The sequence below is a fragment of the Bradyrhizobium sp. CCGB01 genome (genome assembly GCF_024199795.1).
Classification (GTDB): domain Bacteria; phylum Pseudomonadota; class Alphaproteobacteria; order Rhizobiales; family Xanthobacteraceae; genus Bradyrhizobium.
Window position 1 is genome coordinate 7,509,655 of the sequence record NZ_JANADK010000001.1, and the last position, 22,688, is coordinate 7,532,342.

General features: G+C 66.0%; 16 protein-coding genes. 2 read left to right on the top strand and 14 right to left on the bottom strand.

The window, feature by feature from the left end; all coding sequences use genetic code 11:
- Positions 1 to 159: 159 nt before the first annotated feature.
- Positions 160 to 1,989 (top strand): aminopeptidase P family protein, encoded by a 1,830-nt coding sequence (locus NLM25_RS35355; RefSeq protein WP_254139956.1) that lies wholly within the window; start codon positions 160 to 162, stop codon positions 1,987 to 1,989.
- Positions 1,990 to 2,322: 333 nt separating this feature from the next.
- Positions 2,323 to 3,597 (top strand): multidrug effflux MFS transporter, encoded by a 1,275-nt coding sequence (locus NLM25_RS35360; RefSeq protein WP_254139957.1) that lies wholly within the window; start codon positions 2,323 to 2,325, stop codon positions 3,595 to 3,597.
- A gap of 162 nt (positions 3,598 to 3,759) precedes the next feature.
- On the opposite strand, the gene ligA is transcribed toward NLM25_RS35360, so the two are convergent.
- The 14 genes from ligA to murD all read right to left on the bottom strand — a co-directional run bounded on the left by ligA (position 3,760) and on the right by murD (position 22,688).
- Positions 3,760 to 5,910 carry an NAD-dependent DNA ligase LigA gene (gene ligA / locus NLM25_RS35365; RefSeq protein WP_254139958.1) on the bottom strand — a complete coding sequence of 717 codons (2,151 nt, stop codon included), beginning with the start codon at positions 5,908 to 5,910 and terminating at the stop codon, positions 3,760 to 3,762.
- 156 nt (positions 5,911 to 6,066) lie between these two features.
- Positions 6,067 to 7,740, bottom strand: coding sequence for a DNA repair protein RecN (gene recN / locus NLM25_RS35370; RefSeq protein ID WP_254139959.1), 1,674 nt, complete (start codon positions 7,738 to 7,740; stop codon positions 6,067 to 6,069).
- 13 nt (positions 7,741 to 7,753) lie between these two features.
- Positions 7,754 to 8,644, bottom strand: coding sequence for an outer membrane protein assembly factor BamD (locus NLM25_RS35375; RefSeq protein ID WP_254139960.1), 891 nt, complete (start codon positions 8,642 to 8,644; stop codon positions 7,754 to 7,756).
- Positions 8,645 to 8,890: 246 nt separating this feature from the next.
- Positions 8,891 to 9,853 carry a UDP-3-O-acyl-N-acetylglucosamine deacetylase gene (gene lpxC, locus NLM25_RS35380; protein WP_254122477.1) on the bottom strand — a complete coding sequence of 321 codons (963 nt, stop codon included), beginning with the start codon at positions 9,851 to 9,853 and terminating at the stop codon, positions 8,891 to 8,893.
- A gap of 363 nt (positions 9,854 to 10,216) precedes the next feature.
- Positions 10,217 to 12,019 carry a cell division protein FtsZ gene (gene ftsZ / locus NLM25_RS35385; RefSeq protein ID WP_254139961.1) on the bottom strand — a complete coding sequence of 601 codons (1,803 nt, stop codon included), beginning with the start codon at positions 12,017 to 12,019 and terminating at the stop codon, positions 10,217 to 10,219.
- 90 nt (positions 12,020 to 12,109) lie between these two features.
- Entirely contained in the window at positions 12,110 to 13,432 is a 1,323-nt protein-coding gene (gene ftsA / locus NLM25_RS35390) for a cell division protein FtsA (RefSeq protein ID WP_254139962.1), read from the bottom strand.
- The gene (locus tag NLM25_RS35395) at positions 13,429 to 14,445 is read right to left on the bottom strand and encodes a cell division protein FtsQ/DivIB (protein WP_254139963.1); all 1,017 of its coding nucleotides are present in this window, start codon (positions 14,443 to 14,445) and stop codon (positions 13,429 to 13,431) included. Before NLM25_RS35395 ends, ftsA begins: the two co-directional genes overlap by 4 nt.
- Positions 14,446 to 14,795: 350 nt before the next feature.
- Positions 14,796 to 15,782 (bottom strand): D-alanine--D-alanine ligase, encoded by a 987-nt coding sequence (locus tag NLM25_RS35400; RefSeq protein WP_254139964.1) that lies wholly within the window; start codon positions 15,780 to 15,782, stop codon positions 14,796 to 14,798.
- Positions 15,783 to 15,805: 23 nt separating this feature from the next.
- Complete coding sequence (gene murB / locus NLM25_RS35405; protein ID WP_254139965.1) at positions 15,806 to 16,726, bottom strand: UDP-N-acetylmuramate dehydrogenase; 921 nt, start codon at positions 16,724 to 16,726, stop codon at positions 15,806 to 15,808.
- A 4-nt stretch (positions 16,727 to 16,730) separates the two neighbouring features.
- A complete protein-coding gene (gene murC, locus NLM25_RS35410; protein WP_254139966.1) occupies positions 16,731 to 18,134 on the bottom strand; it encodes a UDP-N-acetylmuramate--L-alanine ligase in 1,404 nt (467 codons plus the stop codon).
- A 122-nt stretch (positions 18,135 to 18,256) separates the two neighbouring features.
- Positions 18,257 to 19,357 (bottom strand): undecaprenyldiphospho-muramoylpentapeptide beta-N-acetylglucosaminyltransferase, encoded by a 1,101-nt coding sequence (gene murG, locus NLM25_RS35415; protein ID WP_254139967.1) that lies wholly within the window; start codon positions 19,355 to 19,357, stop codon positions 18,257 to 18,259.
- 110 nt (positions 19,358 to 19,467) lie between these two features.
- Positions 19,468 to 20,619: a putative lipid II flippase FtsW gene (gene ftsW, locus NLM25_RS35420; RefSeq protein ID WP_254139968.1), complete on the bottom strand. Its 1,152-nt coding sequence runs from the start codon at positions 20,617 to 20,619 to the stop codon at positions 19,468 to 19,470.
- Positions 20,620 to 20,880: 261 nt separating this feature from the next.
- Positions 20,881 to 21,285: a hypothetical protein gene (locus NLM25_RS35425; RefSeq protein ID WP_254122486.1), complete on the bottom strand. Its 405-nt coding sequence runs from the start codon at positions 21,283 to 21,285 to the stop codon at positions 20,881 to 20,883.
- A 2-nt stretch (positions 21,286 to 21,287) separates the two neighbouring features.
- Positions 21,288 to 22,688 (bottom strand): UDP-N-acetylmuramoyl-L-alanine--D-glutamate ligase, encoded by a 1,401-nt coding sequence (gene murD / locus NLM25_RS35430; RefSeq protein ID WP_254139969.1) that lies wholly within the window; start codon positions 22,686 to 22,688, stop codon positions 21,288 to 21,290.

Genomic DNA, 22,688 nt, shown 5'->3' on the forward strand with positions numbered 1-22,688 from the left:
ACCTGCTCGAATTTCCCTGTTATCCGGACGAAGCGCAACTGCTGCATCCTGTACTCCACTCAATTCGAATGGAACATTTTCAAGCACACTCCATGCCAGATGCGATGCAAATGCGTCTACATTGCGGACCGCCCCCCATGATCCTAGACTGAGCCCATCATGTTCGAAGCGCATTTCCAGACATTCGAGGAGCCCGAGGCCGGCGTCGCATTGACGGCGCGCCTTGCCACGCTCCGTGAAGAACTCGCCCGCCGCAAGCTGACCGGCTTCGTCATTCCGCGCGCCGACCAGCAACAGAACGAATATGTCCCCCCGTCGGAAGAGCGGCTGGCCTGGCTGACCGGCTTCACCGGTTCGGCGGGATTGGCTGTGGTGCTGACCCATGCAGCCGCGGTGTTCGTCGATGGCCGCTACACGATCCAGGCGGCCAAGCAGGTCGACGCAAAGGCCTGGGCCGTGGAATCGCTGATCGATCCGCCCCCGGAAAGCTGGGTGTCGGCGCACCTGAAGGCCGGCGACCGCCTCGGATTTGATCCGTGGCTGCACACTTCTTCGGCAGCCGAACGCCTCGCCGCCGCCTGCGCCAAGGCCGGCGCCGAGCTGGTCGCAGTCGACTCCAATCCGGTCGACGCGATCTGGCAGGACCGGCCGCAGCCGCCGCTGGCAGCCGTGGCGGTGCATAGCCTGCAAAATGCCGGGGTCGCCGAGGCCGAGAAGATCACGCAAATCAAAAGCGAGATCGACAAGCTCGGCGTCGACGCGCTGGTCTTGTCCGACAGCCATGCTGTGGCGTGGACCTTCAACATCCGCGGCGCCGACGTCGCCCATACGCCACTGCCGTTGTCCTACGCGCTGGTGCCGAAAGACGGCCGGCCGACCGTGTTCATCGACCACCGCAAGCTCTCCAACCTCTCGCGCGACCATCTCGAGCAGTCCGCCGACGTGCGCGAGCCCGATGCGATGGCGCCGACGCTGATGGCGCTCGCCAAGAGCGGCGCGGCGATCGCACTCGACAATGCCACCGCGGCCGACGCACTCAGCCGGCTGATCGTAAGCGCCGGTGGCAAGCCGGTGCGCGGCAGCGATCCGATCGCGCTGCTGAAGGCGGTCAAGAATGCGACCGAGATCAAGGGCACGAAGACAGCCCATGTGCGCGATGCCGTGGCGCTGGCGCGCTTCCTCGCCTTCATCGACCGCGAGGCACCCAGCGGCAAGCTCACCGAGATCGACGCGGTCGAGGCGCTCGAGACCTTCCGCCGCGACACCGGCGCGCTGAAGGACGTGTCGTTCCCGACCATATCAGGCACCGGCCCGAACGGCGCCATCGTGCACTATCGCGTCACCCGCAAGAGCAACCGGCGCATCGCGCCCGGCGATCTCTTGCTGATCGATTCCGGTGCGCAATACGAAGACGGCACCACCGACGTCACCCGCACCATGGCCGTGGGCGAGCCGACGGCCGAGATGCGCGACCGCTTCACCCGCGTCTTGCGCGGCCATATCGCGATTGCGCGTGCGGTGTTTCCCGACGGCACCACCGGCGCGCAGCTCGACACGCTGGCACGGCAATATCTCTGGGCCGCCGGCGTCGATTTCGAGCACGGCACCGGCCACGGCGTCGGCAGCTATCTCAGTGTGCACGAAGGACCGGCGCGGATCTCGAAGCTCGGCACCACGCCGCTGAAGCGCGGCATGATCCTCTCCAACGAGCCGGGCTACTACAAGACCGACGGTTTCGGCATCCGCATCGAGAACCTCGAGCTGGTGGTCGCCGCCGACATCAAGGGCGCGGAGAAACCGATGAACGCGTTCGAGACGCTGACGCTCGCGCCGATCGACCGCCGGCTGATCGATGTCGCGATGCTGGGTAAGGACGAGCTCGACTGGCTCAATGCCTACCACGCGCGCGTGCGGGCCGAGGTGCGGCCGGCGCTCGACGAGGCGACGAAGGCGTGGCTCGATCAGGCGACGGCGGAGCTGAAGGCGTAAGGCCGAAGCGCATAGCACTACGCGATTTGCGCAAGGCTCTTTCCTCACGACGGATGTCATTCCCCGCGAAAGCGGGGAATCCAGTACGCCGCAGCCTCTCGATTCAATCAATACGGCCTCTGGAATACTGGATCGCCCGCTTTCGCGGGCGATGACAGCTGAGTTTGAGGCACGCCGCACAACATGTCGGCACGTGCGCCCCGTAAATATCCGCCCCTCCGCACGCCCTCATCATAACCATCCCGGAATCCGTATAGCCGCATTCCGAAACGCCGATATCCGTCTTGTGCGAGCACGCTACAGTCCGATTCGAATTTCAGAGACGGACACGTAATGCACGGCATGATCAGCAAGCCGCCAGGAGCGGCGGCCAACATCGCGACCTCGCGCGTGGTGCTGCTATTGCTGGTCGTCATGACCGGGATCGCGCCGATCTCGCTATACATGCTGGTGCCGGCGCTACCGGTGCTGGCGACGAATTTCGGCAGCGACATCTCGATCGCGCAGATGACGGTGTCGCTCTACATGGTCGGCATCGCGCTGTCGCAGCTGATCATGGGGCCGCTGTCGGACAGGTTCGGGCGGCGCCCGGTGCTGCTCGGCGGGCTGACGCTGATGGTCGCGGCCAGCATCGCTTGCATCTTCGCGCAAACCTTGCCGCAACTGATCGCGGCGCGTTTCTTCCAGGCGCTGGGCGGCGCCGCCGGCATGGTGGTCAGCCGCGCCATCATCCGCGACATCTACGAGCGCGATCGCGTCGCCTCGATGATCAGCCTCGTGGTCGCGGCGCTGATGATCGGGCAGATGGTCTCGCCGCTCACCGGCGGCCTGATCGAGACCGCGTTCGGCTGGCGCGCGATCTTCTACGCCATCACCATCGGCGCGATCCTCGTCGCCGCCGGCATCGCGGTTGCCCTGCCGGAGACGCGCCGCACCCGTGCCGCTGGCAGCGGCTTTCGCGGCGACGTCGGCGTTCTCATTCGCAACCGCGCCTTCGTCGGTTACGTGATGTGCCAGGTGCTGGCTTCGCAGATCATCTTCACCTTCGCCGGCGGCGGCCCCTACTTCGTGGTGACGCAGATGGGCCGCACCAGCGCCGAATACGGCGCCTGGTTTGCGACGACCGGTTTTGCGTATCTCGTCGGCAACCTGCTCTGCGTGCGCTTTGCGCCCAGGCACTCGCTGGAGAAGCTGATCTGGTTCGGGCTCGGTTTGCAGCTCTGCGGCAGCCTCTTGAACCTGACGTGGAGCTTCATCGGCTGGAACGAAGCGCCCGCCTGGCTGTTCGGCACGCAGATGATCGTGATGGCCGGCAATGCCTTCGTGATGGCGAACTCCGCGGCCGGCGCGATCAGCATCCGTCCCGAGGCCGCAGGCACCGCGTCGGGTGCGATGGGCTTCCTGCAGCAGGGCATCGGCGCGCTGATGTCGCAATTCGGCGCCTATCTCGGCGGCCACTCCGCCACGACGCTGCCGCTCACGTCCGCAGTGCTCGCGATCTCGCTGCTCTGCGCCTGTATGATGATCTTCGTCGTCCCCCGCCGCGAGGTCATGGTGAGCGAGACGCTGATCGAGCAGGCGGAAGAGGAAGAGAGCGGGATGATGTGAGACTTTCTTCCTTCTCCCCTTGTGGGAGAAGGTGGCGCGCATAGCGCGCCGGATGAGGGGTCTGTCTCCGCACGCTCCCTGTCAAAATTCGACTCGGGGATAGAACCCCTCATCCGGCGCTTCGCGCCACCTTCTCCCACAAGGGGAGAAGGGAAGAAGAGATCACTCCCCGATCAGCGTCAGCCACTCATCCTCGGTCAGCACCTTGACGCCGTGCTTGTTGGCTTCCGCGAGCTTTGAACCCGCGCCGGGGCCGGCGACGACGAGGTCGGTCTTCTTCGACACCGAGCCCGACACCTTCGCCCCCAGACGCTCTGCGGTGGCCTTGGCCTCGTCGCGCGTCATCTTCTCCAGCGAACCCGTGAACACCACCGTCTTGCCGGCGACGGCGGAGTTGCTCTTCGGCTTCTCGGCGTCGACGATCTGATCGAGCTCTTTGACGAGCCGCTCGACGATGCCGCGATTGTGGCTTTCGCCGAAATAGTCGGCGATGCTCTTGATCACGGTGTCGCCGATCTGGTCGAGCGCGTCCATCTCCGCCATCGCTTCCTCGTCGCCCTTGGCGACCTTGAGGCAGGCATCGTGGAAGGCATCCCAGGAGCCGTAGCCGCGCGCCAGCGCCAGCGCCGTGGTCTCGCCGACATGGCGCATGCCGAGCGCGTAGACGAAACGCTCCAGCGCGATTTTGCGCCGGCTCTCGATGGCACCGAACAGATTGCGCACCGAAGTGGCGCCGTAGCCCTCGATCTCTTCGAGCTTCAGCTTCGCATTGCGCTTCTCCAGCGTGAAGATGTCGGCGGGCTCCCGCACCCAATCCTCGTCGAAGAAGTATTGGAGCTGCTTCTCTCCCAAGCCGTCGATGTCGAAGGCGCGTCGCGACACGAACAGCTTGAGGTGCTCGATCTTCTGATAGGGGCAGGCGAACTCGCCGGTGCAGCGTGCGCGTGATTCTTCCTCACCGGCGGCCGTCTCCCCGCGCGTGACGTCGGTGTGCAGCGGGCACGGGCACTTCTTCGGAAAGGGAAATTCCTTCGCCGTCTTCGGCCGCTTGTCGAGGACGACATCGACAATCTGTGGAATGACGTCGCCGGCGCGCTGGATCACGACGGTGTCGCCGATCCTGATATCGCGGCCCTCGCGCAGCACCTCGCCCTTGTTGCCGATGCCCTTGATGTAGTCCTCGTTGTGCAGCGTGACGTTCTGCACGATCACGCCGCCGACGCCGACCGGCTCGAGCTTGCCGACCGGCGTGAACGAGCCGGTGCGGCCGACCTGGATCTCGATGTCGCGCAGCACCGTCATAGCGCGCTCCGCCGGGAACTTGTGCGCGATGCCCCAGCGCGGCGTGCGCGAGACGAAGCCGAGCCGCTCCTGCCAGTCGATACGGTCGACCTTGTAGACGACGCCGTCGATGTCATAGTCGAGCCGTGCGCGCTGCTCCTCGATCGATTGATGAAAAGCGAGAAGCTCCTCGACGGAGTGACACAGCCTGGTCAGCGGATTGGTCTTGAAACCGCAGCGCTCGAACCAGCCGATCATGCCGCTCTGCGTGCCCTCGGGCATCGCGCTCATCTCGCCCCAGGCATAGGCGAAGAAGCCGAGAGGCCGCGAGGCAGTGATGGTCGGGTCCTTCTGCCGCAGCGATCCTGCGGCAGAATTGCGCGGGTTGGCGAAGATGGTGTCGCCGGCAGCCTTCTGCCGCTCGTTGAGCGCGAGGAACGCCTTCTTGGTCATGTAGACCTCGCCCCGCACCTCGCAGATGTCGGGGATGTTGCGTCCCTTCAACTTCTGCGGCACGTCTTCGAGCGTGCGGATGTTGGCGGTGACATCCTCGCCGACCGCACCGTCCCCGCGCGTCGCCGCGGTGACGAGCTCGCCGCCCTCATAACGCAACGACATCGAGAGGCCGTCGATCTTTGGCTCGGCGGAGAAGTTGATCTGGTCGTCATCGAGCTTCAGGAAGCGCACGATGCGGCCAACGAAGTCGCGGACGTCCTCCTCCGCAAACGCGTTGTCGAGCGACAGCATCGGCAGCGAGTGCGGCACCTTCTTGAAGCGGCCCGACGGCGCTGCGCCGACCTTTTGCGAGGGCGAGTCCGCACTGACGAATTCCGGAAAGCGCTTTTCGATGGCGTTGAAGCGCTGGCGCAGCGCGTCATATTCGGCGTCGGTGACGGTGGGCGCGTCATCCTGATAGTAGCGCTCGTTGTGCCCCTCGATCTCGAGCGACAGCCGCATGTGCTCGACCTTGGCCTGCGCCTTGGTGAGGTCGGCGACGTCACGAAGCGGTTTTGATTTTGCTGCTCTTGCCATGGTGCTTGGATACGACGGAGCGGGCGGGAGGGTAAAGGCGGGTCGGGTTCTTTGTTCCCCGGATGCTGTGCAGCGCGACGCGGTGCACTGCTGATCCGGGGCCTGGTGGCGGCAGTCTTGGTCCCGGCTCGCGCTGCGCGCGTCCGGGACATGCGATCAAGCCGTCGCCGCCTTGAGCAGCCGCTCCGCGGCCGCGCGCGCCTCGGCCGTGATCTCGGCGCCGGCGAGCATGCGGGCGATTTCTTCGCGGCGGTGGTCGGCGGCGAGCGCATTGACGCGGGTGGCGACGCGCTTGCCCTTGTCCAGCGCATCCTTGGAGATCAGCAGATGCTGGTCGGCGCGGGCGGCGACCTGCGGGGCGTGGGTCACGGCCATCACCTGCACCTTGCCGGCAAGCCGCGCCAGCCGCCCGCCGATGGCGTCCGCGACCGCACCGCCGACGCCGGTGTCGATCTCGTCGAACACCAGCGTCGGCGCCGAGCCGCGGTCGGACAGCACGACCTTGAGCGCCAGCAGGAAGCGCGAGAGCTCGCCGCCGGAGGCGACCTTCATCATCGGCCCCGGCTTGGTGCCCGGATTGGTCTGCACCCAGAACTCGACGCGGTCGAACCCCTGCGGGCCTGGGGCCGCCTCGTCGGTCGTCACCTGGGTGATGAATTTCGCGCGTTCGAGCTTGAGCGGTGCGAGCTCGGCATTGACAGACTTGTTGAGCTTTTCCGCCGATTTCTGCCGCGCAAGTGACAACTTCTTGGCGGCAGCGGCGTAGCGGCCATCGGCCTCGATCGCAGCCTGCTCCAGCTTCTTCAACTGCGAGGCGCCGGCGTCGATCAGCACGACGTCGGCCGCGTACTGGGCAGCGAGCGCCGCGAGCAGGTCCACCGGGGTCGAATATTTGCGCGAGGCTGCACGCAGGGCGAACAACCGTTCCTCAATGCGTTCGAGCTCGGCCGGGTCGAAATCGGTCGCGGCAAGCGCGGCCAGCAGATGCTGGTCGGCTTCCTCCAGCGCGTTGATCGCGATGTCGATCGCCTTCACGGCAGGCTCGACCAACGCCGGCGAATTGACGGCGCGGCGCTCCAGCCGGCGCACGGCAGCCGAGAGCGTTGCGACCGGCGAATGATGGCCGCCGACCGCTTCCTGCGCCTCGCGCAGATCGGAGGCGATCTTCTCGCCCTGCATCATGGTGGTGCGGCGATGGGCCAGCGAGGTCTCCTCGCCATCCTTGGGCGCCAGCTGCTTCAGCTCGTCCGAGGCGTGGCGCAGATAGTCGGCCTCGCGCGCGGCGCGCTCCATGCCGGCGCGATGCTCCTCCAGCGCCGTGTTGGCGGTACGACGGGCGTCCCAGAGCGACTCAACGGCCGCGACGTCCTTTTCGAGCCCGGCAAAGGCGTCGAGCAGGCGGCGGTGGGTGGCGGCATCGACCAGCGCGCGCTCGTCATGCTGGCCGTGGATCTCGACCAGGGCTGCGCCGACCGCCTTCAGCGTCTGCACGCTGATCGACTGGTCGTTGATGAAGGCGCGGGTGCGGCCGTCGGCGAGCTGCACCCGGCGGAGAATCATCTCGCCGGTATCGTCCAGCCCGTTCTCGGCGAGGATTTTCGCCGCAGGGTGATTCTTGGGGATATCGAAGACGGCGGTAACCTGCCCCTGCTCCGCGCCATGGCGCACGAGGCCGGCGTCGCCGCGGCCGCCGAGCGCCAGTGCAAAGGCATCGAGCAGGATGGATTTGCCCGCACCGGTCTCGCCGGTCAAAACCGCAAGGCCGGTGGCGAATTCGATATCGAGCCGTTCGATCAGGACGATGTCACGGATCGACAGACGCGCCAGCATGGAACCAGATTTCCTAGCCGAGACCCATCTTCTTGAAAGTCCGGCTGATCCAGGACCCCTGATTCTCGCTCGGTTCGAGACCGCCCGATTTTACAAGATTATAGGCGTCTTTGTACCAGCGGCTGTCAGGAAAATTGTGCCCGAGCACGGCCGCGGCGGTCTGTGCCTCGCCGACAATGCCGATCGCCATATAGGCCTCGGTGAGCCGGAACAGCGCCTCTTCGACGTGGCGGGTGGTCTGGTACTGCGTGACGACGGCCTTGTAGCGGTTGATCGCCGCCGTGTAGTCGCGCTTCTGCATGTAGTAGCGGCCGACGTTCATTTCCTTGCCGGCGAGCTGGTCGCGCGCACCCTCGATCTTGGCCTTGGCCGAGGTCGCATATTCCGAGTTCGGATATTTGCGGTTGACCTCTTCCAGCGCGGCGATCGCCTTCTCGGTGCGGGCCTGGTCGCGGCTGATGTCCGGGATCTGGTCGTAATGGGAGGCCGCGATCAGGTATTGCGCATAGGCAGCATCCGGGCTGCCCGGATGCAGCGTGACGTAGCGGGTGGCAGCGCCGATGCAGCCGTCATAGTCGCCGCCCTGGTAGGACGCATAGGCCGACATCAGGAGCGATTTGCGGGCCCAGTCGGAATAAGGATGCTGGCGGTCGACCTCTTCGAACTTCTTGTTCGCCGCCTTCATGTCCTTCTTCTCGTTCATGAGGTACAGGCCCTCATTGTAGATCTTGTCGGCGGGCTCCTCGACGAAGGTGTCGTCCTTGGCGGTGAACTTGTCCCAGAGCGCGCCGGTGCCGCAGCCGGCCAGCGGCAGCGCGAGCACGATGAAGGTGGCGGCGTGAAGCAGCCCGCGGACTCCAGACGAGACCGAGAGATATCCGCGCGTCATACGCTGTGCCGACATGAGTTTAAGCCCTGACGCCCTGTGATGCGGTGTCCGCCAGCCCATGAACCCCGTCCTGGGCGCGAAATGGTGCCGTGGTGCCTGCCATGCGACCACGCCGATGTAACCGAAAAACGACCTTGGACCAACCGGATAGGCAGGCATTTCGCCCGGATTAAGGCGAACGCGCCGCAATCCTAGCCGATCATCGTTACCAGGAGTTTCCCGGGGCAAGGCGCCGCCACACGGCCACGGCGACAGGTCTCTTCAGGACACGTCCGGCCCGTAGGCCGCGGCGACCCGGCCGCCGACGATGCCGCGACCGACTTCGCCCGCGGGGCGCGTGGTGCGGCGAGCCGCCTCGCCCTCGACCACCCGCCAGGCGGTACGGTCGGCGAGCAGCGCGGTCAGGACGGCGTGGTTGAGCTTGTGGCCGCCGCGAACCGAGCGGTAGGCGCCAAGCAGCGGCAGGCCGGCCAGCGCGAGGTCGCCGATCACGTCCAGCACCTTGTGGCGGGCGCATTCGTCGGCGTAGCGCAGGCCCTCGGTGTTGAGCAGCCGCTCCTCGTCGAACACGACGGTATTGTCGAAGGAGGCGCCGAGTGCGTAGCCCGCGCTCCAGAGCCGGGCGACGTCGCACATCAGGCCGAAAGTCCGGGCGCGGCCGACTTCGCGGCGGAAGCGTTCCGGGCTCAGGTCGAAGCCGTAGCTCTGCTGGCCGATGACGGGATTGGTGAAGTCGATCTCGACCTCGGCGCGGAACCCGTTGGCGTAGGGTCGGATCTCGCCGAAGGAGTCACCGATCTTGACCGAGATCGGCTTCAAAACCTGAATGAAGCGGCGCTGTGCCGGCTGGCTGACGATGCCGGCCTGGTCGATCGCCGCAATGAAGGCCGCGGCGCTGCCGTCCATGATCGGCACTTCCGGACCGTCGATCTCGATGGTGGCGTTGTCGACGCCCATGCCCCGCAGCGCGGCGAGCACGTGCTCGGCGGTGGACACCAGCGGACCATTGCGATCGCCGAGGACGGTGGCAAAATCGGTCGCGATCACCTGATCGGCGGTCGCCTGAACTTCGCGGTCACTTCCCTCGAGTCCGGTGCGGACAAAAATAAAACCTGCGTCGACAGGCGCAGGCCCAAGCGTGAGAGTGACAGGAAGACCGGAGTGAACGCCTACGCCTGCCACGGTGGCTTGCGCACGAAGCGTTGTTTGCCGGCTAAATTTCATCAGGAACCCGCCCCACTACGACCACTGCGACTTATACGAGACCCGTCTGGCCGGCCAGTGCCGACGCTTCCGAATCTCCGTATCCCCAAGTCACGGCAAACCATAGTCACTGCCTCAAACAGCGCCAACTCACGCTTTTTTACCGATTGTTACCCCAAACCTGCCGTATTCGCGCCAAGGCTTAACCAAATTGCGCCGAGTTTTGGGGCCGTTTCCGGCAGTTTTACTGAACCACCGAATACGTAATTAATGATTTAAAATCAGTTGTTTGGTCGCACAATCCGGATAGGCACGGGACAAAAGGAAAGGTCCCGGCAAGCTTCCCGCCGGGACCTTTTTTCGTCAGCCTTATTGTAACAATCCTCAGGTCGCCTGCCGCCTCAGGAAGGCGGGGATATCAAGATGGTCGTCACCCTGTGGCGCCGGCGCAACAGGTGCCGGGCGGCCATGCATGTCCAGGCCCTGCGGCGCGGATCGACGGGCATACTCTGATACCGGCTCAGTAGACGCGATTTGCTGTGCCACGGTCTTCTGAGGCCGGCGATCGGGCAGCGGCGGCATCGCCGGACCTGCGGTGCGGGCTGCGACCGGCGCCTCGCTCTCCTCGTCACGGCGGCCGAGGCCGACATTGGCGAGACGCTGGAGCAGCGACAGGCGGGTCTTTTGCGGGGTCTCTTCTTCAACCTCGCCGCGGGCCTGGCGAAGCTCGGCCTGGGCCGGCATCGGCAGTTCCTCGATCCGCGGCATCCGCGGTGCACGGACCGGCGCACGCTCGGCCTGCGGCGGGATGAAGGTGTCCGGCGTCATCGGCTCCTGCATCGCCACCGGGGCCATATCAGGCTCCGGGAACAAGGTCGGCTTCTGGGCGATCGGGCGCACCGTGACGTCGCCATAGGTCTGCATCGGCGCGGGCGCCTGCGGGACCTCGGCAACGGCAGCCGCGATGGCGGCAAGCGCGGCACGCTCGACATTGGGACGCGGCGCGACCGGCGCCGGCGCTGCGGCCGGCATCTGGGCTTCCAGCTTCTGGGCGCGCTCGGCCATGCGCTGATTGTCGGCACGCAGACGCGCGGTCAGGTCGGCGAGACGGCTCTCGGCAGCGGCGGCCGGAGCAGCGGGAGCCTGCTGCACCTGTTGAGTCTGCTGCGGCGCCGCATTCGCGACCGGAGCGCTGGTGGCCTGGCTGTTGCGGGCGATCGCAGCCTGCTCGATGCCGGTGGCGACCACCGAGACGCGGATCAGGCCGTCGAGCGCTTCGTCGAAGGTCGCGCCGACGATGATGTTGGCGTCCTGATCGACTTCCTCGCGGATACGGGTCGCGGCTTCGTCAACCTCGAACAGGGTGAGGTCCTTGCCGCCGGTGATCGAGATCAGGAGGCCCTTGGCGCCCTTCATCGACGAGTCGTCGATCAGCGGGTTGGCGATCGCGGCTTCAGCGGCGGTCAGCGCGCGCTTGTCGCCGGAAGCTTCGCCGGTGCCCATCATCGCCTTGCCCATCTCGCGCATGACGGCGCGAACGTCGGCGAAGTCGAGGTTGATCAGACCTTCCTTGACCATCAGGTCGGTGATGCAGGCAACGCCGGAATAGAGCACCTGGTCGGCCATCGCGAAGGCGTCGGCGAAGGTGGTCTTCTCGTTGGCGACCCGGAACAGGTTCTGGTTCGGGATGATCAGGAGCGTATCCACGACCTTGTGCAGCTCGTTGATGCCGGCTTCCGCAGTGCGCATGCGGCGGCCGCCCTCGAAGTGGAACGGCTTGGTCACGACGCCGACGGTGAGGATCCCCATGTCGCGGGCGGTCTTGGCGATGACGGGCGCTGCACCCGTGCCGGTGCCGCCGCCCATGCCGGCGGTGACGAACACCATGTTGGCGCCCGAGAGATGGTCGCGCAGCTCGTCGATCACCTCTTCCGCCGCCGCCGCGCCGACGTTCGGCTGCGAACCCGCGCCGAGACCTTGCGTGACCGCGGTGCCCATCTGCACGATGCGCTGCGCCTTCGACATGGTCAGCGCCTGCGCGTCGGTGTTGGCGACCACGAAGTCGACGCCCTGGAGGCCCGCCGTGATCATGTTGTTGACGGCGTTGCCACCGGCGCCGCCGACGCCGAACACGGTGATGCGGGGCTTCAGTTCGTGAATATCAGGAACATTGATGCTGATGGTCATGTTTGCCTCTCGATCACGCGCGCGTGGTGGGTTCGCCCCGGCCGGCGGCCGCGGGAGTTGGTGAAATTCGAAGATTGCGGAACCGGTCCATCAGAAGCCCTCGCGTAGCCATCGTCCGACCTTTCCAAAATAACCGCCCGTCCCTGTCTTGACCTGCTGCCGCGTATGCCGCGGTTCGACATGCTCGTGGTGAACATATTGCGGGTAGACGAGGAGCCCCGCCGGCACCGCGAACGCGGCGTTCTTCGCCTCGTTGGGCAGCCGGCCGAAACCGAGCGGACGTCCGATCCGCACGGGCCGGCCGAAAATCTGGGTGCCGAGTTCGACGAGACCGGTGAGCTGCGAGGCGCCGCCGGAGAGCACGACGCGACCGTTGGGCTCTGAGGCGAAGGGCGAATCCTTCAGCTTGTCCCGAACCATTTCGAAGACTTCCTCGGCACGGTGCTTGACGATGTTGGCAATGGTGGCGCGAGAGACGATCTGCGGCAGATCCTGCTCGTCACCGGCTGTCGGTACAGACATCAGCTCACGCGAGTCCGATCCGCCGGTGATGACGGTCCCGTATAACGTCTTGATTCGCTCGGCATCGGCAATGGTCGCGGAGAGGCCACGCGCGAGATCCATCGTGATGTGTTGCCCGCCGAGCGCAAAGCCCGCCGCATGCACGAAGCGGCCGCCGGAATAGACCGCGATCGTCGTGGTGCCAGCGCCCATTTCGACGACGGCCGCGCCGAGATCGGCCTCGTCGTCGGTCAGCACCGACAGGCCGGCCACGTAGGGGCTCGCCGCCACGGCTTCGACATTGATGTGGCAGCGCTCCACCGCCAGCATCACGTTACGGGCGACGGTGGCATCGCAGGTGACGACGTTCATGTCGACGCCGAACTGATGCGCGACCATGCCGCGGGCATCGCGGATGCCCTTGACGCCGTCGAGCGTGTAGCCGACCGGCAGCGCGTGCAGCACAGTGCGGCCTTCGCCGGTGGCGTGGCGCATGCCGGTGGAGGTGACGCGGCTGACATCGGCCGCCGTCACCGCGCCACCGCGGATATCGGCCGCGGCTTCGACCAGCTGGCCGGAAAGCCGGCCTCCGGAGACCGACAGCAGCACGGACTCGACCCGCACCTTGGCCATCTTCTCCGCCAGCCCGACGGCCTGGCGCACCGCCTGCTCGCATTCGGCAAGATCGATCACCGCGCCGGCCTTCATGCCGCGCGACTGGATCTGGCTGTAACCGATCAATTCCACCGCATGGGTACGGCCGCGCAAGGCGTCGCTCGGCGCCGACGGCTTCAGCCGCGCGATCATGCAGGCGATCTTGCTGGTGCCGATGTCGAGGCAGGCGACGAGGCCGCCGCGCTTGTGCGGCATCGGCCGCGTCTTCGGGGTCTGGGTGCGATCAAGACCGGTCATGCGGCGTCCCCGGCCTTCTTTTTCTTCTTGTCCTTGAACAGGTCCTCGCGCGCCTTGGCGGCGTCGTCGGACAGCTGCACCACCAGACGATCGGGCAGGCGCATGTCGACGGCGACGATGTCGCGGGAGAACAGCTTGTCCTCCTTGTCGAGCCTGGACAGCGTCGCAAGAGCGTTGCCGACGTCCTGCTCGGGCAGACGAATATCGAGGCCGTCCTTGAGCCTCAGGTTCCAGCGCCGTTCGCCGACATAGATCGCGGCCTTGGTCACCGAATTGATCTGCGGATAGCGCGCCAGCAGCGCCAGGAAATCGCGCGCCTGGGTGTCGGCGCCCTTGCCGACCACGAGCGGCAGCGACAGGAACCGGCGCGAGACGTAGGGCTCGAGCACGGCGCCGTCATCGGCGATGACGGAGAGCCGGCCGGCCTCCTGCCACAGCGCGAACGCCTTGCGCTCGGTGAGCTCGATCATGAGCTGGCCCGGATAGAGCTTCAGCACCGTCGCATCCGCGATCCAGGGATTGGCCTTGAGCTTGTCGCGCACGGCGTCGGCGTCGAGGAACAGCAGCGAGGAACGGCCGCTGACGCCGCCGACCGCGAGGATCTCGTCCTGGCTGAGCTGCTTGCGGCCGTTGATCACGACGGAGGTGATGCGGAAGCCGGCGGAATTGGCCAGCGCGTTGCGGGCGTCGCTGACCGCCGTGATGAAATCCTGGAGATGGCCGCCTTTGACGATGCCGAAGCCGCAGCTGCCAAGCAGCAGCAGAACGGTCATGGTGATCCCGACCCGGCGCGGCAGATAGCGCTCGACCAGCGCGACCACGCGCGGCGGCGGATCGCGCTCGACCACGGGCTTGGCTTTGGTCCGGATCTTGGCAGCAGCGCGCTTCTCGTCACGCCTCTCCTGCACCCACTCGCGCAGAAGCACGACCGCTCCGATAGCGGCCGCCTTCAGGTCAGCTTGGGGCCTCAGCGATCTCAGAAACGACCGGGTGAGGCTTCCTGCACCATCCATTGCACGAGCTCGTCAACAGTTAGCCCGCGACATCGCGCGGGTCCTGGCGAACATGACGTCTCGGACTTGCCGGGCCGGGTGCTGGTCTTCAGAAGTAGAAAACCTCTCCCCTTCAAAGCGTTCGCTGGAGGTGACATCACCCGCAACAGCCCACGCGCCGGCAGCCAAAGCGTCATATGCGCCGCCAGCGTTAACCTTCGGACGTCCTGGTAAACAAAAGGTAAACTTCGTTAACGCGGGATGCGTTTTGCCCAGGCTTGTGAGGCATTTGTGCCGCGATACCCGGCATTTTACCGGTTTTGGGTTCCAAAACCGGCCATTTCGCCTGTTCCGCCGTTAACCAGTCCTAATTATTTTCGCGCGCCCCGCCCGGCGAGCTCGACCAGGCCGCGCAGGAAGTCGACGAATTCGATGCCTTCGGCTTTCAGCGCCTTGGGGTAGAGCGAGGACTTGGTCAGCCCGGGCAGCGTGTTGGTCTCGAGATAGATCAGCCCCCTGTCCGAGACGATGAAGTCCGAGCGGGAATAGCCGGTGCAGGACATCGCGCGGTGCGCCAGCATCGCCTGCTCCTTCAGCGCGGCGGTGATCTCGGGCGAAAAACGGCCGGGACAGATCTCCTGGGTCGACTTCAGGAGATATTTTGCGGCGTAGTCGAAATTGCCCTCGCCCGGAATGATCTCGATCGGCGGCAGCGAGATGATCGAGCCGTCGGTGCGCTCCAGCACGCCGCAGGTGGCCTCGACGCCTGCGATGTAGGGCTCGATCACGTACTCTTCGTGCTTGGCCGCATTGCGGACGGCGACGAGATCCTGCCTGGCGTTGACGAAGATCAGGCCATAGCTCGAACCGTCGCGCGCCGGCTTTGCGATCAGCCTTCCGTATTCGGCGAAGGCCTCGTCGATCTTGTCCAGCGCAACATTGGCCGGCGGCGTCACGCCGCCAAGCGCAGCGAAATGCTTGGCCGCGACCTTGTCGAAGGCGAGATGCGAGGAGGCCGAGCCCGAGCCGGTGAACGGGACGCCGCGCGCCTCGCACATCACCTGCAATTCACCGTTCTCCGCGCGCCCGCCATGCAGGCCGAGCACCAGCACGCGGTTCTCGGCCTTGGCCTGATCCAGCGCCTGCGCCAGCGGAATGCCTGATGTGCCGGGCTTGAACTCGTCCTCGAACGGACGGGCGTGTTCGAGCAGCTGTTTCGACTGCACCACATGCACCTTGTCCTCGACGTCCCACCACCAGAGATCGGCCTCGGGCAGCGCCTGATGCAGCGCCTGGGCCGAGGCGACCGAGACGAGACGTTCGCGGTTGGAGCCGCCGAAGAGGATGGTGATGCGCATGTTCGTTCGTCGCTTGTCCAGGGTTAGCCGGGAATTCCAATCCGCTTGATTTCCCAGTGCAGCTCAATTCCGGAATTCGCCTTCACGCGTTCACGCACGGTCTCGCCCAGCGTCTCGATGTCGTGCGCGGTGGCGTCGCCCGTGTTGATCAGGAAATTGCAGTGCATCTCCGAGACCTGCGCGCCGCCGACGCGCAAGCCGCGGCAGCCGGCGGCATCGACCAGCTTCCAGGCGGAATGGCCGGGCGGATTCTTGAAGGTCGAACCGCCGGTCTTCTCGCGGATCGGCTGCGCGGTCTCGCGGTGGCCTTGCACCTCCGCCATGCGCGCGCGGATCGCATCAGTGTCCCTGATCTCGCCGCGAAAGCGCGCCGAGGTGAAGATGATGGAGGGATCGACCCCGCTGTTGCGATAGACGAACTTCATGCCGGCGTTGGAGAACACGTGCTTCGTGCCGTCGCGCCCGACGCCGCGCGCCTCGATCAGCACGTCCTTGGTCTCGCCGCCATTGGCCCCCGCATTCATGCGCAGCGCGCCGCCGATGGAGCCGGGAATGCCGAAGTAGAATTCGAGCCCGCCGATATTGGCGCTCGCGGCGACCTCCGCCACGCGCTTGTCGAGCGCGGCAGTTCCGGCGGTGACGATGTCGCCGCTCGCGCTCGCCTCGCCAAAGGCGCGCGGCGCGAGGCGGATCACCACGCCCGCAATGCCGCCGTCGCGCACGATCAGGTTGGAGCCGACGCCGACGACATAGACGGGAATGTCGGAAGCGAGATGGGCGAGGAAATAAGCGAGATCATCCTCGTCCGCCGGCGTGAACAGCACCTGCGCGGGACCGCCGACGCGAAACCAGGTGAGCTCGGCGAGCGACTGGTTGGCCAGCATCCGGCCGCGTAGATCGGGCATCGCGGCTTTGAGCGAGGGGGTGATGTCGGGAAATCCCACTGCCCTACCCCAGCGCCTTCAATTCGCCGGGCAGCGCATACGCCCATTGCGTGATGTTGCCGGCGCCAAGGCACACGACGAGATCGCCCGGCTTCGCCAGCCCCTTGACGATGCCCGCAAGCTCCGGCGCCGCCGGCAGCCCGATCACCTCGCGGTGGCCGTGGGCGCGCAGGCCCGCGACGAAATGATCGCGATCGATGCCGTCGATCGGCGCTTCGCCGGCAGCATAGACGTCGGCGACAACAACCGCGTCCGCATCGTTGAAGCAGGTGCAAAATTCCTCGAACAGCGATTGCAGGCGGGTGTAGCGATGCGGCTGCACCACGGCGACGATCTTGCCGTTGGTGGATTCCCGCGCCGCCTTCAACACTGCTGCGATCTCGACGGGATGATGACCGTAATCGTCGATCACCGTGACGCCGTTCCACTCGCCGGTCTTGGTAAAGCGGCGCTTGACGCCGCCGAAGCCTGCGATCGCCTTGCGGATCGCCTCGTCCGACACACCGAGCTCGCGCGCGACCGCAATCGCGGCCGTCGCGTTGGAAGCATTGTGGCGGCCCGGCATCGGCAGCATGAGATCGGCGATCTCATGCATGGCGCCGGTCTTGCGATCTCGGAACGCGACCTTGAACTTCGATCCGCCGCCCATCGGGGTGAGATCGACGAACCGGACATCGGCCTGCGGATTCTCACCATAGGTGATGATGCGGCGATCCTCAATCCTGCCGACGAGGCTTTGCACGACGGGATGATCGATGCACATCACGGCGAAGCCGTAGAACGGCAGGTTCTCGACGAAATGCCGGAACGCGTCCTGCACGGCCTCGAAGGTCTTGAAGTGGTCGAGATGCTCGGGGTCGACATTGGTGACGATCGCGACGTCGGTCGGCAGCTTCAGGAATGTGCCGTCGCTCTCGTCGGCTTCGACCACCATCCACTCGCCGGCGCCAAGCCGCGCATTCGAGCCATAGGCGTTGATGATGCCGCCGTTGATCACGGTGGGATCGAGGTCGCCGGCATCGAGCAGCGTTGCGACCATCGTGGTCGTGGTGGTCTTGCCGTGGGTGCCGGCGATGGCGACGCAGCTCTTCAGCCGCATCAGCTCGGCCAGCATCTCGGCGCGGCGAACCACGGGAATGCGGCGCTCGCGCGCCGCCATCAGCTCCGGATTGTCACGCTTGATCGCGGTGGACACGACGACGACCGCAGCGCCGTCGACATTCTCGGCCTTGTGGCCGACCGAGACCTTTGCGCCCTTCTTGCGGAGGCGATCGAGATTGTAATTGTCGGAGGCGTCCGAGCCTTGCACGGCATAGCCGAGATTGACCAGCACCTCGGCGATGCCGCTCATGCCGATCCCGCCGATCCCGACGAAGTGGATGGGTCCGATCTCGCGCGGCAGTCTCATGCTCTGTTCCCTGACCTCGCCGCCGGAAAAAGGCGGCATCTGGCGAAGGTCACGGCCAAATCAGCCGCGCCGTTCCTACTGGATGCCCCGCTTTAGAAGGCGAAGACAAGGGCTTTTTCGCGTCAGATTCCCGCGACCTTGACCACCAGATCGGCCAGCCGCTCGGCGGCATCGAGCCGGCCGGCGCCGCGGGCGGCTTCGGCCATGGATGCAAGGCGCGCGGGCGCGGCGGCGAAGGCGGAGATCTCGGCGGCGAGCCGGTCGGAGGTGAACTCGGTCTGCGGGATGCGGACCGCGCCGTCGACCTTGACCAGCACGCCGGCATTGGCGAACTGGTCCTGGTCGATCGAGCCGGGCAGCGGCACCAGGATCGAGGGCCGTCCGATCGCGGCGAGCTCGGCGACCGTGCCGGCGCCGGAGCGCGACACCACCAGATGGTTGGAGGCGAGCCGTGCCGGCAGATCGGTGAAGAACGGCGCGAGCTCGGCATTGATCTTGAGCTTGTCGTAGACCGCGCGGACGCGGCTCATGTCCTCGTCGCGGACCTGCTGGGTCAGGATCAGCCGGCTCCACAGCGCAGGTTCGAGCCGCTCGATCGCGCCGGGCACGATGTCGGCCATGATGCGCGCGCCCTGGCTGCCGCCGACGACCAGCAGGCGCAGCGGTCCGCTCACCTCGGGCGCGGCATACGGAACAGCGGCCGCAGCGAGGACTGCCGGACGCATCGGCGTGCCGACCGTCGTGGTCTTGCCTGATAGCGCCGGATCGCGGTCGAGCACGCCGGGCAGCGACGTCGCGATGGCGCGGACGCGGCCTGACAGGAACCGGTTGGCGCGGCCGAGCACGGCGTTGGCGTCGTGGATGATGCCGGGCACGCCGGCGAACTTTGCGGCGACCAGCGGCGGCAGCGTTGGGTAACCGCCGAAGCCGACGACGGCGACCGGCTTCAATCGCTTGATCAAGCGATAAGCGGAGAGCGTGCCGGCGGCGAGCGTGAGGCCGGCATAGGCCAGCTGCAACGGATTGCGGCCGCGCGCGGTCTCGCTTCTGACGACGTCGATCGTGTCCTTGCTGAACTGCCCGCTATAGCGCAGCGCGCGCTCGTCCGTGACGAGGCGGACGCGAAAGCCGCGCTGGATCAGCTCGACGCCGAGCGCCTCGGCCGGAAACAGATGGCCGCCGGTGCCGCCCGCGGCAAGAAGAATCAGGGGGGACGTGGTCATAAATGCCCTTTTACAAGGCCTTTGCCGTCATTGCGAGCGCAGCGAAGCAATCCAGACTGTCCCCGCAGAAGGATTCTGGATTGCTTCGCTGCGCTCGCAATGACGAAAGACTAGGCGTAGCTGCGCATCGCGTCGGCGCGGCCGCTGGCCTCGACCTCGGTGCGCGGACGCAGCCGCGTCAGCGCCAGCATCATGCCGACGCCATAGGCGAGCGACACGATCGAGGAGCCGCCATAGGAGATGAAGGGCAGCGTCATGCCCTTGGCGGGGATGAGCTGGAGGTTGACCGACATGTTGATCGCGGCCTGCACGCCGAACAGGATCGCAAGGCCCGACGCCGCAAAGCGCGAGAACATGTCCTCATTGGCATAGGCGCGCGAGAGCGTGCGGATCACGACGAATGCGAACAGCGCCAGCATCGCAAGGCACAGGATGATACCGAACTCCTCGGCGGCAACCGCGAACACGAAGTCGGTGTGGCTGTCCGGCAGGCTGCGCTTGGCGATCCCCTCGCCCGGTCCGAGGCCGAACCATCCACCGTTGTAGAAGGCTTCCATGGCGGTATCGACCTGGAAGGTGTCGCCGGAGGCCGGGTTCATGAAGCGCTTGATACGGCCGGCGACGTGCGGAACGAACAGATAGGCGCTGAACAGACCGGCCGCTCCGAGCCCGGCAAGACCAAATACCCAGATCATACGCATGCCCGCGATGAAGAACAGCGAGCCCCACACCATCAGGATCAGCATGGTCTGGCCGAAGTCCGGCTCCATCACCAGCAGCGCGACCAGCATCATCAGCAGCACCAGCGCCATCGAGGTCGCCGGCATCTCCGGCCGCTTGGTCGATTCCGCGAACAGCCAGGCCGCGATGACGACGAACGACGGTTTTGCGATTTCGGAAGCCTGGATGTTGACGCCGAGCAGCGTGATCCAGCGCCGCGAGCCCTTCACCTCGGGGCCGATCGCGAGCGTCAGCACGATCAGGATGATGCTCGCAGCGAAGATGATCAGCGCGCTGCGGCGGATCGCGCGCGGCGTCAGGAAGGAGACCCCGAGCAGCACCATGCAGGACGGCGCCAGGAACATCACGTGGCGGCTGAAGAAATGGAACGGATCAAGCCCGATGCGGGTCGCAACCGGCGGGCTCGCCGCCAGCGACAGGATCACCCCGGTCAGCATCAGCGCCAGGATGGCGCCCATCAGCGGCTTGTCGACGGTCCACCACCACTCGGAAAAGGGGGTGCGTTCTTCACGGGAGAGCATGGGCGGCCGCTTTCGGACAGAGGTCCGTCCATTGGTCGCCGAGGTTGGTTTACGGGGGGTTAATGAAATGTGGATGTTTGAAGATGATCTCCGCAGCGTCCACAAAACACACTGTCGTGCCCCGGCTTGACCGGGGCATCCAGTACGCCGCGGCCTTTCGGCTCAAGCGTCGTCTCTGGAATACTGGGTCGCCCGGCCAAGCCGGGCGACGACAGCGGAGCAAGCGATAGCCGCCTGCCTTCAAACCACCGGCTTCGCGCCCTACTCGTAATTGATCGCAATATCCCCCGCGCGCGGATCGCGCTTGTAGATCTGGTCAGGCCCGGGAATGAAGCCGATCCTGACGGCTCGCTCACTGCTCCAGACGACGACAACATCGAGATGGCCGCGCACGCTGAGAAAGGTCGGCGTGCTCTCGGGCGAGAACGTCCGGCCGCGCGCAATGATGCTGGCTTGCGTGCTGTCGGGCACCGTCGCTCCGCACGACTTCCAGACCACGACGACCAATTGGCTACCGCTCGGCGAGGCAAACGCGCGCTGGCGAACGACGCGGCATGCGCCGAAGCCGCTCATGACATTGTCGACGATGACAACGAAGACAAAGCCCGCGACGATCGGAACAGCAAGGGCAGCAACGACAAGTCCGATCCGGCGTCGCCGCGGCATCCTCACACTACCGGCTTCACGCCCGGCAGCGCCTGCACCAGCTCGCGGAACTTTGTGCCGCGGATTTCGAAGTTGCGATACTGGTCGAACGACGCGCAGGCGGGCGACAGCAGCACCACGGCATCCGCAAGGCCCGATGCCTCCGCATCGCGCGCGGCGTGCTCGACGGCGACGTCGAGAGTCTGGCTGATCTCATGCGCCACCTGCGTGCCGAGCGTTCCCGAAAACTCCTGCGCCGCCTCGCCGATCAGATAGGCTTTTCGGATGCGGGGGAAGTAGCCGGCGAGACTCGTGATGCCGCCCGCCTTGGGCTTCCCGCCCGCGATCCAGAAAATTTCCGAAAAGGACGATAGCGCATGCGCGGTGGCGTCAGCGTTGGTGCCCTTGGAGTCGTTGACGAACAGCACGTTGCCGCGGCGGCCTACCTGCTCCATGCGATGCGCAAGGCCGGGAAAGCTGCGCAGGCCGTTCTGCAGCACGTCCAGGCTGATGCCCATCGCAAGCGCGGCGGCGGCAGCGCAGGCGGCGTTCTGCGCGTTGTGCTGGCCGCGCAGCGAGCCGATGCCGCCGAGTTTTGCCACTTCGCTGCGGGCACCGCCCGAGGTGCGCACGATGGTGCCGTGCTCGACATGGATGCCGCTCGCCAGCGGATTCCTGACGGAGATGCGTTCGACCTTCTTGCCGGCGCGATCGAGCCGGTCGGCGATGTCGCGGCAAAAACCGTCATCGACGCCGACGATCGCGGTGCCGCCTGCCTGCACGCCCGCAACGAGGCGCTCCTTCACCGCGGCGTAATGCGCGATCGTGCCGTGACGGTCGATATGGTCCTCGCTGACATTGAGCAAAATGCCGACGGAGGGATCGAGCGAGGGCGTGAGGTCGATCTGGTAGGACGACATCTCGATGACGTGGACGCGGCCCATGCGCGGCGGCTCCAGCGACAGGATCGCGGTGCCGATATTGCCGCCCATCTGGGTGTCGTAGCCGGCGACCTTGGTGAGATGCGCGATCAGCGCCGTCGTGGTCGACTTGCCGTTGGTGCCGGTGATGGCGACGAACGGCGCGTTCGGCGCGTGCCGCCGCCGCTCGCGGCAGAACAGCTCGATATCGCCGATCACCTCGACACCGGCCTCGCGCGCCTTCAGCACGCTCCAGTGCGGCACAGGATGGGTCAGCGGCACGCCGGGCGCGAGCACGAGTGCTGCGAAATTCACCCAGGAGACGTTGCGCAGATCCGCGGTGATGAAACCGGCCTGCGCGGCCTTGGCGACGTTCTCGGCATTGTCGTCGGCCGCGATCACCTCGGCACCGCCGGCCTTCAGCGCGTGGCAGGACGCAAGCCCCGAGCCGCCGAGGCCGAACACCGCGACCGTCTTGCCGGCGAAGGATGTGACCGGGATCAT